At 71.1% G+C, this 16,928-nt stretch carries 16 protein-coding genes and 2 tRNA genes; 10 read left to right on the forward strand and 8 right to left on the reverse strand.

The window, feature by feature from the left end; translation table 11 throughout:
- Positions 1-29 precede the first annotated feature (29 nt).
- A complete protein-coding gene (locus tag ABZX85_RS02610; RefSeq protein WP_355861858.1) occupies positions 30-683 on the reverse strand; it encodes an alpha/beta family hydrolase in 654 nt (217 codons plus the stop codon).
- A gap of 247 nt (positions 684-930) precedes the next feature.
- The gene (locus ABZX85_RS02615) at positions 931-1,746 is read right to left on the reverse strand and encodes an SOS response-associated peptidase (RefSeq protein ID WP_355861860.1); all 816 of its coding nucleotides are present in this window, start codon (positions 1,744-1,746) and stop codon (positions 931-933) included.
- Positions 1,747-1,997: 251 nt separating this feature from the next.
- Between ABZX85_RS02615 and ABZX85_RS02620 the strand changes: the two genes are divergently transcribed.
- The 4 genes from ABZX85_RS02620 to ABZX85_RS02635 all read left to right on the forward strand — a co-directional run bounded on the left by ABZX85_RS02620 (position 1,998) and on the right by ABZX85_RS02635 (position 5,643).
- The gene (locus tag ABZX85_RS02620; protein ID WP_355861862.1) at positions 1,998-2,705 is read left to right on the forward strand and encodes a M50 family metallopeptidase; all 708 of its coding nucleotides are present in this window, start codon (positions 1,998-2,000) and stop codon (positions 2,703-2,705) included.
- 171 nt (positions 2,706-2,876) lie between these two features.
- Complete coding sequence (aroA, locus tag ABZX85_RS02625) at positions 2,877-4,193, forward strand: 3-phosphoshikimate 1-carboxyvinyltransferase (RefSeq protein WP_355861864.1); 1,317 nt, start codon at positions 2,877-2,879, stop codon at positions 4,191-4,193.
- A gap of 5 nt (positions 4,194-4,198) precedes the next feature.
- Positions 4,199-5,209, forward strand: coding sequence for a ribosome small subunit-dependent GTPase A (rsgA, locus tag ABZX85_RS02630; RefSeq protein ID WP_355861866.1), 1,011 nt, complete (start codon positions 4,199-4,201; stop codon positions 5,207-5,209).
- Positions 5,210-5,319: 110 nt separating this feature from the next.
- Positions 5,320-5,643, forward strand: coding sequence for a multidrug efflux SMR transporter (locus ABZX85_RS02635; protein ID WP_355861868.1), 324 nt, complete (start codon positions 5,320-5,322; stop codon positions 5,641-5,643).
- Between the two features lie 9 nt (positions 5,644-5,652).
- Here the strand turns inward: ABZX85_RS02635 and ABZX85_RS02640 are convergent, their stop codons facing one another.
- Positions 5,653-6,246 carry a TetR/AcrR family transcriptional regulator gene (locus ABZX85_RS02640; RefSeq protein WP_355861869.1) on the reverse strand — a complete coding sequence of 198 codons (594 nt, stop codon included), beginning with the start codon at positions 6,244-6,246 and terminating at the stop codon, positions 5,653-5,655.
- A gap of 190 nt (positions 6,247-6,436) precedes the next feature.
- Here ABZX85_RS02640 and hisN point away from each other — a divergent pair, with 190 nt between their 5' ends.
- From hisN to ABZX85_RS02655, 3 genes are all read left to right on the forward strand, one after another.
- The gene (gene hisN / locus ABZX85_RS02645; protein WP_355861871.1) at positions 6,437-7,237 is read left to right on the forward strand and encodes a histidinol-phosphatase; all 801 of its coding nucleotides are present in this window, start codon (positions 6,437-6,439) and stop codon (positions 7,235-7,237) included.
- A 180-nt stretch (positions 7,238-7,417) separates the two neighbouring features.
- The gene (locus tag ABZX85_RS02650; protein WP_355861873.1) at positions 7,418-7,810 is read left to right on the forward strand and encodes a CBS domain-containing protein; all 393 of its coding nucleotides are present in this window, start codon (positions 7,418-7,420) and stop codon (positions 7,808-7,810) included.
- Positions 7,811-8,022: 212 nt separating this feature from the next.
- On the forward strand, positions 8,023-8,439 hold the full coding sequence (locus ABZX85_RS02655; RefSeq protein ID WP_355861875.1) for a Fur family transcriptional regulator: 417 nt from the start codon (positions 8,023-8,025) through the stop codon (positions 8,437-8,439).
- 72 nt (positions 8,440-8,511) lie between these two features.
- Here ABZX85_RS02655 and ABZX85_RS02660 read toward each other — a convergent pair.
- From ABZX85_RS02660 to ABZX85_RS02675, 4 genes are all read right to left on the reverse strand, one after another.
- Positions 8,512-8,585, reverse strand: a tRNA-Met gene (locus ABZX85_RS02660).
- Positions 8,586-8,858: 273 nt separating this feature from the next.
- Positions 8,859-10,676: a tetratricopeptide repeat protein gene (locus ABZX85_RS02665; RefSeq protein ID WP_355861877.1), complete on the reverse strand. Its 1,818-nt coding sequence runs from the start codon at positions 10,674-10,676 to the stop codon at positions 8,859-8,861.
- Between the two features lie 164 nt (positions 10,677-10,840).
- A tRNA-Met gene (locus ABZX85_RS02670) sits at positions 10,841-10,914 on the reverse strand.
- A gap of 55 nt (positions 10,915-10,969) precedes the next feature.
- Entirely contained in the window at positions 10,970-13,912 is a 2,943-nt protein-coding gene (locus ABZX85_RS02675; protein WP_355862320.1) for a UPF0182 family protein, read from the reverse strand.
- Between the two features lie 163 nt (positions 13,913-14,075).
- Between ABZX85_RS02675 and ABZX85_RS02680 the strand changes: the two genes are divergently transcribed.
- Entirely contained in the window at positions 14,076-14,618 is a 543-nt protein-coding gene (locus tag ABZX85_RS02680; RefSeq protein WP_355861879.1) for a PPA1309 family protein, read from the forward strand.
- A 105-nt stretch (positions 14,619-14,723) separates the two neighbouring features.
- Here the strand turns inward: ABZX85_RS02680 and ABZX85_RS02685 are convergent, their stop codons facing one another.
- Positions 14,724-15,821 carry a PDZ domain-containing protein gene (locus tag ABZX85_RS02685; protein WP_355861881.1) on the reverse strand — a complete coding sequence of 366 codons (1,098 nt, stop codon included), beginning with the start codon at positions 15,819-15,821 and terminating at the stop codon, positions 14,724-14,726.
- 52 nt (positions 15,822-15,873) lie between these two features.
- Between ABZX85_RS02685 and ABZX85_RS02690 the strand changes: the two genes are divergently transcribed.
- Together ABZX85_RS02690 and ABZX85_RS02695 are read left to right on the forward strand one after the other, a co-directional pair.
- Entirely contained in the window at positions 15,874-16,335 is a 462-nt protein-coding gene (locus ABZX85_RS02690) for a molybdenum cofactor biosynthesis protein MoaE (RefSeq protein ID WP_355861883.1), read from the forward strand.
- A gap of 173 nt (positions 16,336-16,508) precedes the next feature.
- On the forward strand, positions 16,509-16,868 hold the full coding sequence (locus ABZX85_RS02695) for a hypothetical protein (protein WP_355862338.1): 360 nt from the start codon (positions 16,509-16,511) through the stop codon (positions 16,866-16,868).
- The last annotated feature ends 60 nt before the right edge of the window (positions 16,869-16,928 follow it).

Here is a 16,928-nt window from a genome sequence, read left to right on the forward strand (position 1 = left end):
TCACGGACTTCTCAACGTTCCTGTCCGCATCAACAGTCGTACGGGGCTCGACATTCCCCGAGCGTTGTGATCCAGCGGACGACGCCGTCCGTGACGATCGTCACCGTCTCCTCCTGCGTCATCCCGCACCTCTTCGGCACCGCGAACCCGTGATCCGCGAACGGCACCTCGACCATCCCGAACTCCCCCTCCGGAAACTCCCCGGGCTTCCCGAACGGGTCGTTGCCGCCCTGTACGACGAGAGTCGGCACCCCGGCCCCGAGCAGCTCCCCTTCACGGGACTTCTCCGGCTTACCGGGCGGATGCAGCGGAAAGCTGAGCGCGAGCACGCCCACGGCCCCCAGTTCGACGGCCGTCCGGCAGGCGACCCGCGCCCCGGCGGACCGCCCCCCGGACACCACGGGCAGCCCCTTCGCCGCCACGGCCTCCCAGATCCCCCGCCACCCCACGTCCAGCGTCCTCGGCGCCGGCGCCACCTTCTTCCCGGCGACCCGCCAGGGCTGCTCGACGAGCGCGACGGTCACCCCGTGCGCGGGGAGCACGGCGGCGAGCCCCTGGAGATCCCGGGCCTCGATCCCGCCTCCCGCCCCATGGCTGACAGCGAGGACGAGACGGGGCTTCTTCGCCGGACACCAGGTGATACGGGCGTCACCGGCTTCGGTGGGGACGATCTGGCTGGTCATGCGGAGAGGGTGCCAGAGAGCGGGGCGGGACGGGGGCATCGGAGTCGGGGCGTTTTGGCGCCGGGGCGTATCGGAGCCGGGGCATTGGGGAGCCGGGGGGGATGGCGCCAGGGCGTCTCAGAGCGAGGGCTTTGGGGAGCCCGGGCGTTTGGGCGCCAGGGCGTTTGGGAAGCCGTCCGCCTCAGGGCCCGGCCCGCCCCGAGATCGAGCCCGCCTCACCCCTCGGCCCCTTGCAGCCCCGGCCCCCTCAGAACAGCGTCCCCTCCTCCGGCCCCTCCAACTCCGTCAGCAGTTCCGGGCCGTTGTTGCGGACGTTGCTGACGGTCGTGGAGACGGGGTAGGCGCGCATGAGGCCGTGCGGGGGCGGGGTCAGGAGGGGCGTGAGGTCGGCGAGGTCGGTGGCCGTGGGGTCGAGCCAGGCGTCCCAGCGGTCGGGGGTCAGCATGAGCGGCATACGGGGGTGGATGTCGGCCAGGCTGCGGGGGCCCTCGGCGGGGGCGACGGCGAGGGGGGTCGTCTCGGCCTCGGTGGTGATGACCGAGCACGTCACCCACCAGGCGAGCGGATGGTCGTCCGGCAGCGTCCGGTCCCGCCAGAACTCGTACAGACCGGCCATCGCGAACACCGACCCGTCGGCCGGCAGCACGAAGTACGGCTGCTTGCGGGGCCGCTTCTTCTTCCCCTCGACCTCCAGCTCCCGCTCGTCCTTCGCGGTGACCCACTCGTAATACCCGTCGGCCGGGACGATGCAGCGCCGGGCGGCGAAGGCCCGCCGGAACGACGGCTTCTCGTGCACCGTCTCGGACCGCGCGTTGATCATCCGCGCGGCCCCCTCGGGCGACTTGGCCCACGAGGGCACGAGCCCCCACCTGACCCTGCGGAGCTGGCGAACCGGCCGCCGGTCGTCGGCGTCTTTCAACGGACGGTCCAGGACGACGTACACCTCTTTCGTGGGCGCCACGTTGTAGTCGGGGGCCAGCGCCTCCTCCGGCTCGATCTTCTCGATCTCAAAGATTCCTGCGAGATCCTCGGGCCTACGACTGGCCGCATACCGTCCGCACATACGTGCCACACTGCCAGACCCCGTACGCCGCTAGGCTCTGTCGTCAAATTCTCGTCGTCCGCCCGGAGGGCGGGCCGGGCGGGGTCTGGTGCGTGCAGCTGCAAGGCGGAGGAGGGAGTCGACGCGGCGCGTCGGCGACCGACGACAACGCCTGGGGTCCCCCCTGCTCGAAGAGCTTGGGGGAGTGCGTGCCGGACCCCGCCCGGCAGGCGGGAATTTGACGACAGAGCCTTAGGGAGTCACCGCCGAATATGGACAGCACCGCCGACCTGTGGGACCGCGTCACCGGCCTCCAGCCCGACCCCGATCTCTGGGTCGTCGTGGCCACCGCCCTCGCCGCCCTCGCGATAGTCGTCCCCCACAACCTGTGGCGCCTCTCCCGCAACGCCATCACGATCGCCCACGAGGGCGGCCACGGCCTGATCGCCCTCCTCACCGGCCGCACCCTCACGGGCATCCGCCTCCACTCGGACACCAGCGGCCTGACCCTGAGCCGAGGCAAGCCGCACGGCATCGGCATGATCCTCACGGCGGCGGCGGGCTACACGGCCCCCTCCCTGCTGGGCCTCGGCGGCGCGTCCCTCCTGGGCGCGGGCCGGATCACCCTGCTGTTGTGGGTGGCGACGGCGTTGCTGGTGGCCATGCTGGTGATGATCCGCAACGCGTACGGCGTTCTGACGGTCGTCCTGTCCGGCGGCGCGTTCCTGCTGGTCTCCTGGCTGGCGGGCCCTCAAGTGCAGGCCGCCTTCGCCTACGCGGTGGTGTGGTTCCTGTTGCTGGGAGGCGTCCGCCCGCCGTTCGAGCTCCAGGCGAAGCGGCGGCGGGGAGGGGCGTCGGAGTCGGACGCGGACCAGTTGTCGAGGCTGACGCACGTACCGGCGGGGTTGTGGCTGTTCCTGTTCCACACGGTGTCGATCTGTTCGCTGCTGGGTGGGGGCAGGTGGCTGCTGGGGTTGTAGCTCTCAGTGCCGCACCACAGCCGGATGCGGCCCCGAAGGGGCACGCATCTTTAGGGGCGCGGGGAACTGCGCGACCAGCCACGACGGCGCCGCGCCCAGACACGCAACCGCCGACAACGCTCCCCCACCCATGGCCGTCCCCCAACCGCAACCGCCGACTAAAGTGAACGCATGCCGCAGAACCCCGTCCACACCGCCCACTGGCCCGCCCCCACCGCGAGCGGAGCCGTCGACGCGACGGTCCACGTACCGGGGTCGAAGTCCGTCACCAACCGCGCCCTGGTCCTCGCCTCCCTCGCCTCGGAACCGGGCTGGCTCCGCCGCCCCCTCCGCTCCCGGGACACCCTCCTGATGGCAGCGGCGCTACGGGCGATGGGCGTGGGCATCGAGGAGGGCGTCGGCCCGGACGGCACGGGCGAGGCATGGCGTGTCCTCCCCGCCGACCTCAGGGGCCCCGCCACCGTGGACGTCGGCAACGCCGGCACCGTCATGCGCTTCCTCCCCCCGGTGGCCACCCTGGCGAACGGCCCGATCAGGTTCGACGGCGACCCGAGGTCGTACGAACGCCCCCTGCACGGCGTGATCGACGCCCTGCGCGCCCTCGGCGCCCGTATCGACGACGACGGCCGGGGCGCGCTCCCCCTGACCGTGCACGGCGGCGGCGCCCTGGACGGCGGCCCGGTGGAGATCGATGCGTCCTCGTCGTCCCAGTTCGTGAGCGCGCTCCTGCTCAGCGGCCCCCGCTTCAACCAGGGCGTGGAGGTGCGGCACACCGGCGCCACCCTCCCCTCCCTCCCCCACATCCGGATGACGGTCGACATGCTGCGCGCGGCCGGCGCCCAGGTCGACACCCCGGAGGCGGGCGGCGAGCGCAACGTCTGGCGGGTCACCCCGGGCGCCCTCCTCGGCCGGGACCTGACGATCGAACCGGACCTCTCGAACGCGCAGCCGTTCCTCGCGGCGGCGCTGGTGACGGGCGGCAGGGTGACCGTCCCGGACTGGCCGAGGCGTACGACGCAGCCGGGCGACGCCCTGCGGGAGATCTTCACGGCGATGGGCGGCTCCTGCGAACTCACCGACCACGGCCTGACGTTCACCGGCGGCGGCAAGATCCACGGCATCGACGTCGACCTGGGCGACGTCGGCGAGCTGACCCCCGGCATCGCGGCGGTCGCCGCCCTCGCGGACTCCCCCTCGACCCTGCGCGGCGTCGCCCACCTCCGCCTCCACGAGACGGACCGCCTGGCGGCCCTCACGAAGGAGATCAACGAGCTGGGCGGCGACGTCACGGAGACGGCGGACGGCCTGCACATCCGCCCCCGCCCGTTGCACGGCGGCACCTTCCACACCTACGACGACCACCGCATGGCGACGGCCGGCGCGATCATCGGGCTGGCGGTGAAGGGCGTGGAGATCGAGAACGTGGGCACGACCGCCAAGACCCTCCCGGACTTCCCGGACATGTGGACCGGGATGCTCGGGAACTGACGATCATGCGTCGCTACGGCAAGCACACCGACGAGGACGACATCCGCTCGCGCCCCAACCGCAAGGGCAACCGTCCACGTACGAACATCCGCCCCAAGCACGAGGACGCCGCCGAGGGCATGGTCCTCACGGTCGACCGGGGCCGGCTCACCTGTCTCGTCGAGGACCGCACGGTCCTCGCGATGAAGGCCCGCGAACTGGGCCGCAAGGCCGCGATCGTCGGCGACCGGGTCGCCCTCGTCGGCGACCTCTCCGGCGCGAAGGACACCCTGGCCCGCATCGTCCGCATCGAGGAGCGCACGTCCGTCCTGCGCCGCACGGCGGACGACGACGACCCGTACGAGCGTGTCGTGGTCGCCAACGCGGATCAGCTGGCCATCGTCACCGCCCTCGCGGACCCCGAGCCCCGCCCCCGCCTGATCGACCGCTGCCTGGTCGCCGCGTACGACGGCGGCCTGGAACCCCTCCTGGTCATGACCAAGTCCGACCTGGCCCCCCCGGACAAGCTCCTGGAGCTGTACGGCGACCTCGACATCCCCTACGTGGTCACGAACCGCGAGGAGCTGGAGAACGGGGACGCGGCGGACCGGGTGCGCGAGTACCTCGTGGGCCGCACGACCGCGTTCGTCGGCCACTCCGGCGTCGGCAAGACGACCCTGGTCAACGCGCTGGTCCCCGAGGAGCGACGGCGCCTGACGGGCCACGTCAACGCGGTGACCGGCCGGGGCCGCCATACGACGACGTCGGCGCTGGCGCTCCCGCTGCACGGCGCGGACGACTGGGTCATCGACACCCCCGGTGTCCGTTCCTTCGGGCTGGCCCACATCGACCCGTCCCGGGTCATCCACGCCTTCCCCGATCTGGAGGAGGGCACGGCGGACTGTCCGCGCGCGTGCAGTCACGACGAGCCGGACTGCGCGCTGGACGCGTGGGTGGCCGCGGGGCACGCGGACCCGGCCCGCCTGTACTCGCTGCGCCGGCTGCTGGCGACGCGCGAGCGCACGGAAGGCGACTGACGGCCCGTCATTTCACGCCTCTGACCTGGGTGTTGTTTGTGTGTACCTGAGTCCGGTAAGTGCACAATCGCACCGACCTCGACGCGCACCACCAAACGGGAGGACAGCACATGGCTTGGCTGCTGGTCGTCGTGGCCGGACTGCTCGAAACGGGATTCGCGGTGTGCCTCAAGCTCTCGCACGGCTTCACCCGGCTCTGGCCGACCATCGCGTTCGCCGTCTTCGCCCTCGGCAGCTTCGGTCTCCTCACCCTCGCCCTGAGAAAGCTCGACGTGGGTCCGGCGTACGCGGTCTGGACCGGGATCGGCGCGGCCGGCACGGCGATCTACGGGATGATCTTCCTCGGCGACCTCGTCTCGACCCTGAAGATCGTGTCGATCAGCTTCGTCATCATCGGGGTGATCGGGCTCCAGCTGTCGGGGTCGTCGCACTGAGGCGGGGCCTCAGGCCGGTGACCGGTGCTCCAGCGCGCTCCGCACCAGCTCGCCCACACCGCCCTCGCCGGCGGGTGCGGCGAGACAGGACAGGGCGAGGCGGACGGCGAGTTCGGCGCTGCGGGCGAGGTCGGCGGTGTCGCCCTTGCCGGCCGCCGCCCGCTCCCGCACGTGGTTCACGAAGTCTTCCGGTGCGGGCAGCGGCCCGTCCGCCCGCCGCTGCGCCGGGACCGCCGTCCCCGACAGCACGGCCCGCAGGGGCGGCGCGGGCAGCCGCTCGCTCCAGCATCCGGTGAGCATGGCCCGTACGAGGGGGTTGTCGCGCGCGGCCGACACCGTCCACTCGGCGACCGCGACGAGCCGCTCCCCCGGCTCCCCGGGGCCGGCCGCGAACGCCCGCTCGACCCCGGCGAGATAACCGTCCGCCTCCCGCCGCACCAGCGCCCGCGCGAGCCCGTCCTTGCTCCCGAACTCGTTGTACAGCGTCTGCCGCGACACCCCGGCCGCCGCCGCCACGTCCACCATCCGCACCGTCGACCACGACCGGCGCGCGAGCGCCGCGAAAGCGGCGTCCAGCAGAGACTCCCGCGCTGAGGGCATCATCGCCTCCCTGGGCCGAGCAACTCTGCCGCCCACATTTGACGCGCCCACCGCCACTGTCAAGGGTTCGCGGCACGCCCACCCCTCGGGGACGGCGGGAACACGTCACCCCGCGCGCCTTCGTGCCGAAACCGACACCAACCCGCAACCGCCCGCATGGCCCCGTCCCCACCACGCCGGATACGGTTCCCCCATGCCGGACTACCTCGACGATCTCCGCCTCGCGCACGTCCTCGCGGACGCCGCCGACGCGGTCACCACGGCCCGTTTCAAGGCCCTCGACCTGAAGGTCGAGACGAAGCCGGACATGACTCCGGTGAGCGAGGCCGACAAGGCGGCCGAGGAACTGATCCGGGGCCAGTTGCAGCGCGCGCGCCCGAGGGACGCGATCCTCGGCGAGGAGTACGGCGTCGAGGGCACCGGTCCCCGCCGCTGGGTGATCGACCCGATCGACGGCACGAAGAACTACGTACGCGGCGTCCCCGTCTGGGCGACGCTGATCTCGCTGACGGAGGCCGGTGAGGGCGGGTACCACCCGGTCGTCGGCCTGGTCTCGGCGCCCGCGCTGGGCCGCCGCTGGTGGGCGGCGAAGGGGCACGGCGCGTTCACGGGCCGCTCGCTGTCCTCGGCGTCCCGGCTGCGCGTCTCCGGGGTGAACCGGCTCACGGACGCGTCCTTCGCGTACTCCTCCCTCTCCGGCTGGGAGGAGCGCGGCACCCTGAACGGCTTCCTGGACCTGACCCGGGAGGTCTGGCGGACCCGCGCGTACGGCGACTTCTGGTCGTACATGATGGTCGCCGAGGGCTCGGTGGACCTGTGCGCGGAGCCGGAGCTGTCGCTGTGGGACATGGCGGCGACGGCGATCGTGGTGACGGAGGCGGGCGGTACGTTCACCGGTCTGGACGGCCGTCCGGGGCCGCACAGCGGGAACGCGGCGGCGTCGAACGGGCTGCTGCACGACGAGTTGCTCGGGTATCTGAACCAGCGCTACTGACCTCGTGAGAGGGGTCGCCAACCGGCGCTCCTCCGCGGCACATATGAGCACGCGCGCCCTCAATTGGCAACGCGTGCCCCCTTGTTGACCCCCGCTTTACCTGCGACGCTGAGGGCGCCCCCACTTGTGCACTTGTGAATCCCCGAACTAGCCGGGGATCACAGGAGGAGGTCACCCTCGATGCTCGTCCACCAAGCCATGAGCCGGACGGTCCTGACCATCGGCCCCGCCCACACCCTCCGCCAGGCCGCCGCCCTGATGTCCGCCCGCCGGGTCGGCGCGGCCGTCGTCCTCGACCCGGACGCCGGCGGCATCGGCATCCTCACGGAGCGCGACATTCTCAACTCCGTGGGACTCGGCCAGAACCCCGACAGCGAGCACGCCCACGCCCACACGACGACCGACGTCGTCTTCGCGACGCCCTCGATGCCGCTGGAGGAGGCGGCGCGGGCGATGACCCGGGGCGGCTTCCGGCATCTCGTCGTGCTGGAGGGGGGCGAGCCGGCCGGGATCGTGTCCGTGCGGGACATCGTCCGCTGCTGGGTGCCGGCGGGGCTGCGGATACCGGCGTAGGCCGGACGTGCCAGGTGGGCCGTCCCCGAGGGGACCGGCCCACCACCTCGACGAGCGGTCCAGTGCTGGAGCGGCCGTGCAGGGCCTGGACCACGGCCTCCAGCCGCTCATCGAACTCATCACGGATCTTACATTGGACTAATTCCAAGTCAAGTCAGCTTCCAAAGTCACACCCGTTCGGAAAACCGCACCCGGCTGTTAATCTGGACCGCATGAGTGACCTTCTGGAGCGGCTGCGCGGGCGCGGATGGCGCATGACCGCACAGCGGCGTGTCGTGGCCGAAGTCCTCGACGGTGAACACGTCCACCTCACGGCCGACGAGGTCCACTCCCGAGCGGTGGCGAAACTCCCGGAGATCTCCCGGGCGACGGTCTACAACACCCTCGGCGAACTGGTCACCCTGGGCGAGGTCCTGGAAGTCACCACGGACAAACGCGCCAAGCGGTACGACCCCAACGCCCACCGCCCCCACCACCACCTCGTCTGCGCCCACTGCGGCACCATCCGAGACGTCCACCCCACCGGCAACCCCCTCACCGACCTCCCCACCACGGAACGCTTCGGCTTCACGATCGACGCGGTCGAGGTCACGTACAGAGGCATCTGCCCGAACTGCGCCCAGGCATAGCCGGCGCGGAGTACCCATGGGGCAACGCACTGAGGGCCCGGAACCTGTTCCCAGATTCCGGGCCCTCATCAGTAGCGGGGACAGGATTTGAACCTGCGACCTCTGGGTTATGAGCCCAGCGAGCTACCGAGCTGCTCCACCCCGCGTCGGTAAACCCAACCCTACGCGCCCCCCACACCAGGAGGCAAATCGATTCCCTACAACCCCTCACCCACCAACGCCACCCAGCTGCGGGCAGTCGTGCCGCCCCCACCCACCCCGGCCTGCACCCACCGTCCTTCCTCCGCCCTAGCTGCGGGCAGTCGTGCCGCTAGGGGCGGCACGGGTGGGCGCAGCGGCACCCCGCACGCGCGGGCAAGCAACCCCCCGCCCCAGCCACCCACCGGCCGCACCCCACCCACCCAACCCGCACCCTCACCTCACGCGCTCAACTCCTCCCGCAGCGCGTCCCGCAACCGAGCCGCCCGCTCCCCCACCTCCCCCGGCCCGAGCTCCACCGCCCGGGAGGCCCACCGCTGCCCCTCGACCAGTTCCCCCCGCCGAGCGCAGACCAGCGCGAGGCGGAGGGCGGCCCGGCCATGCCCGGCGGCAGCCGCCCGCTGCCACCACACGACCGCCTCCGGCTCACTCCCCTCCCGGACGAGCAGCAGCCCGAGATTGAACGCCCCGTTCCGCGACCCCGCCTCCGCGGCGGCCCGGTACCAGCGGGCCGCCTCCACGACGTCCCCCCGCCCTGCCGCCAGCATCCCCACCCGCACCTGCGCCCGCCGATGCCCCTGAGTCGCGGCCCGCTCGTACCACTCCTCGCACTCGGTCTTCTCCCGCACCGGCTCGCCCAGCTCATGCGCGGACGCGGCCGGCCGCCGCGCGTCGAGCAGCGCGGCCAGCCGGTAGGCGGCCTCCGCACTCCCCCCACCCGCGGCACACCGAAGGTGACGCTCGGCGGCCTGCTCGTCCCCCTCCCGCAACCGCGCCATCCCCACCTGGAGCGCCGCCTCGGTGTGCCCGGCGGCAGCCGCCCGCTCGTACCACCGCAGCGCGGCCTCCTCCTCCCCCCGCCCGGCGTGCAGAATCCCGAGGTTGAAGGCCGCGTCGACGCTCCCCGACTCCGCCGCCTTGGAGAACCACGGCTCGGCCCCGCTCGCGTCCCCGTTCTGGAGCAGCAGGATGGCGAGCGCGTTGGCGGCCTCCCGATGCCCGACGTAGGCCGCCCGCCGGTACCACTGCTCGGCCTGCGCCACCCGCCCCTGCTCCGCGCAGAGCAGCCCGAGGTTGTAGGCGCCGTTGATGTCCCCGGCGTCCATGGCGGCCCGGTACCACCGCTCGGCGGTCTGGTTCTGCCCCCGCTCGGCATGCAGCGCGCCCAGCGCGTTCGCGGCGTTCCCGTCCCCGTCCTGGGCGCCCCGCAGCCACCAGATCGCCGCGTTCTCGACGTCCCCGGCGTCGCGCAGCAGGAACCCGAGGGCACAGGCGGCGCGCGCGTCGCCGTCCTTCGCGGCCATCAGGTACCAGCGGCCGGCCTCCTTGACCTCACCGCGCCGCTCCAGAATCCCCCCGAGGTGCAGCGCGGCGCGCAGATGTCCGCGCGCGGCGGCCTGCCTGTACCACTGCTCGGCCTCGCCGCCGGCCGCCGCCCCCTCGGCCCGCTCCCCGAGGAGCCCCCCGCTGCCGGGCCGGTCGAGCCCGCGCGCCAGCCGGTACGCGGCCTCGCGGTGCCCGCGCTCGGCGGCGACGCGCAGCCATTTCGGCGCCCCGGCGTCCCCGCGGTGCTCCAGGAGGTCGGCGAGGGCGTAGGCGCCGAGGGTGTGCCCCTGTTCGGCGGACTGGCGCAGCCAGTACTCGGCGGCGGGTTCGTCCCCGCGCTCGCGGTGGTGGCGCCCGAGGGCGTGCGCGGCGGCGGAGGACCCGGCGACGGCGGCGACGCGCCACCATCCGGCGGCCTCTTCCGCGTACCCGCGCTGGTGGAGGAGGACGCCGAGGTTGTTGGCGGCGGCGCGGTCGCCGGCGGCCGTGGCCGCACGCAGCCGGGGCTCCGCACCGTCCAGGTCGCCGCGCCGCAGCAGCCGGGCACCGAGGACGCTCGCCGCCTCGGTGTCACCGCCCTCGGCGGCGAGCCAGAGGCGTGCTTCCTCGGCGGCCTCCCCCGTCTCGTCCGGGGCCGCTTCCTCTGCCTCACCCGAAGGCCGCGCAATTCGCCCTGTCTCGTACAGAGTTCCCTTGTCCCCCATAACGTCCATCGTCGCACCACCTGCAACCGAGTTACATCTGGTATACCGCAGCCAGTGAGGTCACTTCAGCGTTTTGTCGACATGCCCACAGAGAGACACATCAAACCCACTTTCTTTCCAAGACGCGGCGAAGGCCCGGATTCTGTTCCCAGAATCCGGGCCTTCGTCTTCAGTAGCGGGGACAGGATTTGAACCTGCGACCTCTGGGTTATGAGCCCAGCGAGCTACCGAGCTGCTCCACCCCGCGCCGTGTGAAACAACCGTACCACGGCGCGGAGGGAGCCTGTCGGGCCGTCAGCCGCCTAGGACGAGCTCGGCTTCGGTGTCGGCGTCGGACTCGGCGACGAACTGGCCGCCGGAGTCGGCTTGTTCGCCTCCTTCTCCGCTGCGGCCTGCGCGTCCTCGGCCCGCTTCAGCGCGGCCTCCAGGTCCTTCTGGGACTGCCCGTACGCCTCCCAGTCGCCCTTCTTCAGGGCGTCCTGGCCGGCGGTGAACGCCTTCTGGGCGTCCTGGAGCGCCTGCTGGACCGTCGGGTTGGAGGACGTCGGCGGCGGAGTCGTCCCCGTGCCCCCGCCGTCGTCGACCGGTGGCGGTGTCGTCGTCTGGGTGTCGAAGACCTTGTCGAGCGCCGCCTCCAGGGTGTCCTCGAACGCGGTGTTGCCGTTGTAGGTCACCAGCACCTTGCGCAGCAGCGGGTACTTCAGTCCACCACCGCGTACGTAGACCGGCTCCACGTAGAGCAGTCCGCCGTCGAGCGGGACGGTCAGCAGGTTGCCGTACTCGACCTCGGAGTCGCCGCCTCTCAGCAGCCTGATCGACTCGGCGATGTCCTGTTCGGAGTTGAACTGGCTCTGGACCTGTTTGGGTCCGTCGACGGTCGTACTGGTCGGCAGTTTCAGAATTCTGATCTTGCCGTAGTCCGCCGTCCCGGCCTCCGCGTCGACCGCCATGAACGCGCTCAGGTTGTCACGGCCGTTGGGCGTGAGCGTCGTCGTCAGCGAGAACGCCTGCTGCTGCTGGTCGGGCATCTTGAGGCTCAGGTAGTACGGCGGGACCGCGTCGCCCGACTTGTTCGTCGGGTCGTCCGGGACCTGCCAGACCTCGCTGCCGCTGAGGAACGTCGTCGCGTCCTTCACGTGGTAGCGGGTGAGCAGCTCGCGCTGGACCTTGAACAGGTCCTGCGGGTACCGCAGGTGGTCCATCAGGTCCTTGGAGATCGCGCCGCGCGGCTCGACCGTGTCCGGGAACGCCTTCATCCAGGTCTTGAGGACCGGGTCCTGGGTGTCCCACTGGTAGAGCTTGACCTCGCCGGTGTACGCGTCGACGGTCGCCTTCACCGAGTTGCGGATGTAGTTGACCTGGTTCTGCTGGGCCACCACCGCGCGCGAGTTGTTGGCCGCCGTCAGCGAGTCGGCCGTCGTGTCGCCCAGGGTCGTACGGGAGGCGTACGGGTAGCCGTTGGTGGTGGTGTACGCGTCGACGATCCACTGGATCTTGCCGCCGACGACCGCCGGGTAGGCGTCGCCGTCGATCGTCAGCCAGGGGGCGACGGCCTCGACGCGCTCCTTGGGCGTGCGGTTGTACAGAATCCGCGAGCCCTCGCCGATCGCGCCGGAGTACAGGATCTGCGGCTCCCCGAAGGCCACCGCGTACGCCGCCCGGTTGACCGGGCTGGAGAGGTTGACGCCGCTGCCGCCGGTGTAGCTGGTGGTCTTCTCGCCGCTGTCGTCGGAGTAGTCGATCTCCTTCTGCGGGCCGCCGACGATGGAGTACGTCGTCGTGCGCTCGCCGTAGTAGATCCGCTGCTGGTACTCCCCGAGGTCACCCGTCGACGGCAGGTCGGACTCGGTGAACACCGGCCGTCCCTCGGAGTCGACCGAGGTGCCCTGCGCCGCGACCACGCCGTAGCCGTGGGTGTAGCGGAAGTGGTTGTTGATCCAGTTCTTCTTCGGGATGCCCGCGAGGTTGATCTCGCGCAGCCCGATGACCGTGTCCTGGTCCTTGCCGTCCTTGGTGTACCGGTCGACGTCCAGGTTGGTCGGGAAGGCGTAGTAGTTACGGATCTGCTGGAGCTGCTGGAACGTCGGCGAGATGATGTTCGGGTCCATGATCCGGATGCTGGCCGTGGCGTCGGCGTTCGACCGGAGCTTGGTCTTGTCCGTCGCCGTCGACTTGCCCGAGTACTCGGTGACCTGCGCGTCGTCGATGCCGTACGCCTCGCGTGTCGCCTTCAGGTTCTTCGCGACGTACGGGGCTTCCTTGGCCTGCTCGTTCGGCTGGACCTGGAACTTCTGCACGATCGCCGGGTACAGGCCGCCGATCAGGATCGCCGAGAGGACCATCAGGCCGAAGCCGATGACCGGGAGCTGCCAGGTGCGCCGCCACAGGGTGGCGAAGAACAGCAGGGCGCAGATGACGGCGATGCAGAACAGGATCGTCTTCGCCGGGAGGTAGGCGTTGGCGTCGACGTACCGGAGGCCCGTCCAGCTGTCGGTGGCCTTGAAGTCGCTGGACTTCACGGCCAGGCCGTACCGGTCGAGCCAGTAGGCGACCGCCTTCAGCGCGACGAACACGCCGATCAGCACCGAGAGATGGCCGGTCGCGGCGGAGGTGGCACGGGCACCGGGGCTGGTGACGCGCAGTCCGCCGTACAGGTAGTGGGTGAGCGCGGCGGCGATCAGGGAGATGATCGTCGCGGCGAAGCCGAAGCCGAGCAGGAAGCGGTACCAGGGCAGGTCGAACGCGAAGAACGACACGTCCATGTGGAACTGGGGGTCCTTCTTGCCGAAGGACACGCCGTTGACCCACATCAGCCAGGTACGCCACTGCCCCGACGCCGAGGCGCCCGCGATCAGGCCCACCAGGGCGGTGATCCCGAGGAGCAGCCACTTCTTGTACGGGGCGATGCCCATGCGGTAGCGGTCGAGGCTCTGCTGCTCGACGGACATCGCCGCCAGCGGCGGGCGCAGCCGGTGCGCGAGCCAGATGTTGAAGCCGACCGCCACGGCCATGAGCAGGCCGAAGACGAAGAAGAGCCCGACCTTGGTCCACAGGGTGGTGGTGAACACGGACGAGTACTTCACCGACCGGTACCAGAGCCAGTCGGTCCAGAACCCGGCGAACATGGTGAACGCCATGCCCAGCACGGCCAGCACGCCCAGTGTCAGGAGCAGGGTCCGGGCTCGCCTGGACGGGCGGCCCACTCTGATCCGTGGCCCCGTCGGGCCTCCGCCGCGGTCCGGCATCTGGAAAGCCAAGGTGGCACCTCGAAGTTCGCTGTCGATCCCTCAGGCCCGCGTTTTCGCCGACCCCTCGTGGCCCCCAGTGATCGCGGGCCCACACCTATGCAACTTACTCATCGTTTACTCGGTTCCCGATTCAGGTCACGAACGAGGCAGGATTGTGACTATGTCCAACACCCCTATGGCGGCGAGCCCGCTCACCCGGGCCGTACTGGAGATCGACGAGTACGTCTCCGGTCTCGGCTGGGACCAGCCCGCCCGCCTCTTCGCCCTCGTAGACACCGCGCGCCTGCGCGCCGAGGAACCGCGCCTCGCGGCCCAGCTCGGTCTTGAGGACGCGCCGGAGACCGCCGGTCTCACCCCGATCGAGCAGGACGAGGTCCCCGCCTCGCAGCCGCTCGACGAGTTCCTCGCCACGATCGCCTGGCCGGCCGCGGTCACCGGCTGCGCGCTGACCGTCGAACGCCTCATGCTCCCCCCGTCCGCCGAGGCCCAGGTCCCCTCCGACCTGAACGAGGCGCGGCTCGCCAAGTGGGTCGCCGCGTACCCCGACCGCCAGGAGGTCCGGATGACCGTCGCGGTCCTGCGCGACGGCACCCGCGACTCGGCCGTGCGGCTGCGTGAGAAGGACACCCCCACGGAGGTCCTCACGGGCGGCGCCTTGGTCCCCGGCCTCGCGGAGGCCCTGTCGGCGACGTTCGCGGACTGACCTTCCCGGTACGACGACGGAGGGCGCCCTTTCTCGTGAGGGGCGCCCTCCGTCGTCGTACCGGTGCTCAGCTCTTCTGTTGATCAGCCCTCGGTCAGCCCTCGGTCAGCCCTTGGTCGTGCACTTGGGCAGGGCGTCGGTCTTGCCCTCCCGGATGTCCGTCAGGGCGCCGAGGGCATCCTTGATGGTGGCGACCTTGATCAGGGTGAGGCCGCTCGGGGTGTCCTTCGCGGCGGCGGCGCAGTTGTCGGCCGGGGTCAGGAAGTACTGGGCGCCCTTGTCGCGCGCGCCGACCGTCTTCATCTCGATGCCGCCGATGGGGCCGACCTTGCCGTCGTCGTCGATCGTGCCGGTCCCGGCGACGAACTTGCCGCCCGTGAGGCTGCCCGGGGTGAGCTTGTCGTAGATCCCGAGGGCGAACATCAGACCGGCGCTGGGGCCGCCGACGTCCGCGAGCTTGATGTCGATGGTGAAGGGGAAGGTGTGGTCGGTGCCGGCCGAGATGCCGACGATGGCCCGCTTCTCGCCCGTGTCGTCCGAGGTGGCGGTCTTGATGGTGACCTCCTCGGTGGCGGTCGCGGTCTTCCCGGCCTTCTCCGCGGCCTGCTGGGCCTTCACCGGGACGATCGTGAAGACGACGCTCTCCCCCGGCTTGTGCTTCGTCACCAGCTTCGCGACGTCACCGGGCTCCTTGACGGCCGTCCCGTCCACCGCCTTGATGACGTCCCCGGCGTGCAGCTTGCCCTCCGAGGGGGAGCCCTTCACGACCGTCGACACGATGACCCACGACTGCACCGGGATGTCCAGCTGCTTCAGCGCGGCCACCTTCGCGCTCTCCTGGGACTGGCTGAACTCCTCGGCGTTCTCCTGCCTCGACTGCTCCTCGGTCTTGCCGTCCGGGTAGAGCGTGTCGTGCGGGACGACCTTGTTGTCGTGCGCCAGCCAGCCGTAGACGGCCTCGACGAGGTTCATCCGGTAGTCGGCGCCGGTGACGCGGACCGTCGTCATGTTGAGGTGACCGGTCGTCGGGTACGTCTTGCGGCCCGAGATCTGGAGCACCGGTTCGCCGCCGTGGTCCCCCAGCGTGTTCACCGTCGGGCCCGGCGACATCTCCGAGTACGGCACCGGGAGGAGCACCCCCACACACAGGAGGGCGATCAGCGTGAGGGTCGAGGCGAGCATCGTCACCGTGCGGCGTGGCATGGCACGACAGTACGGGACGCCTCTGACAACGGGGATGGGGGACCATGGGGGCATGGCTGATGTCTCTTTCGACCACCCCGGGGAAGCCGGTACGGACGACCCCGTCCGGCTGATCGCCGTCCGCGACGAACCCCTCTCCCTCGACGAGGTGTTCCGGGCCGTGGGCGATCCGTCCGCCGGCGGTGTCGCCCTGTTCGTCGGGACGGTCCGCGACCACGACGGCGGGACCGACGTCGACTCCCTCGGCTACTCCTGCCACCCCAGCGCCGAGTCCGAGATGCGGCGGGTGGCCGAGAAGGTCGTGGCCGAGTACCCCGTCCGCGCCCTCGCCGCCGTCCACCGCGTCGGCGACCTCCAGGTGGGCGACCTCGCCGTCGTCGTCGCCGTCTCCTGCGCCCACCGCGCCGAGGCGTTCGCGGCCTGCCGCAAGCTCATCGACGACCTCAAGCGGGAGGTGCCGATCTGGAAGCGGCAGACGTTCTCGGACGGGACGGACGAGTGGGTGGGGGTGTAGCGGCGCGTGTGGGTGGGGCCGGGTCGGGCGGATCTCTCCGGTTGCGTAACCGGCGGCCCCGCGTGAGCGTTGTCAGTGCTGATCGTTAATCTGCTGATCAGTCAGTTCGCGGTGGCACGTAGGGGTCGGGAGGTCGGCACATGGGGGCGCTCGCCTGGTTGGGAATCCCGCTGATGGCAGCAATCGGTGCCGGTCTGTGGAGCACCTGGTCCACCCGCACCCGCAGGTCCCGTGGCGACGGCCCCGAACTGGACGGCTACGCGCGCTTCCGCGCGGCGATGGAACGGCCTCTGGGGAGGGAGGCGACCTTCCATGAGCCGCCTTTCCAGGAGACGCCTCTCAAGGACCCGGCTCCCCGGAACGCCGCGCTGAGGGACGCCGCGTTCGAGGACGCCCACGAGAACGTCCCTCGCGTCGAGGCGTCCCCCCTCACCCCGGAACCCGACGTCTTCGAAACCGCGCCCCCGAGGGACGACGCCTTCCCCGCCCCGGCCCTGGAAGGCACGGCCCCGACGAACTCGGCCCACGGCTGAGCGCACCGCCGGGACAGCGTCGTACCGAGTCGTGCGGATCTGTCTGCGGGGGCCGGCCCG

This window comes from Streptomyces sp. NPDC004539 (assembly GCF_040610055.1).
GTDB lineage: Bacteria > Actinomycetota > Actinomycetes > Streptomycetales > Streptomycetaceae > Streptomyces.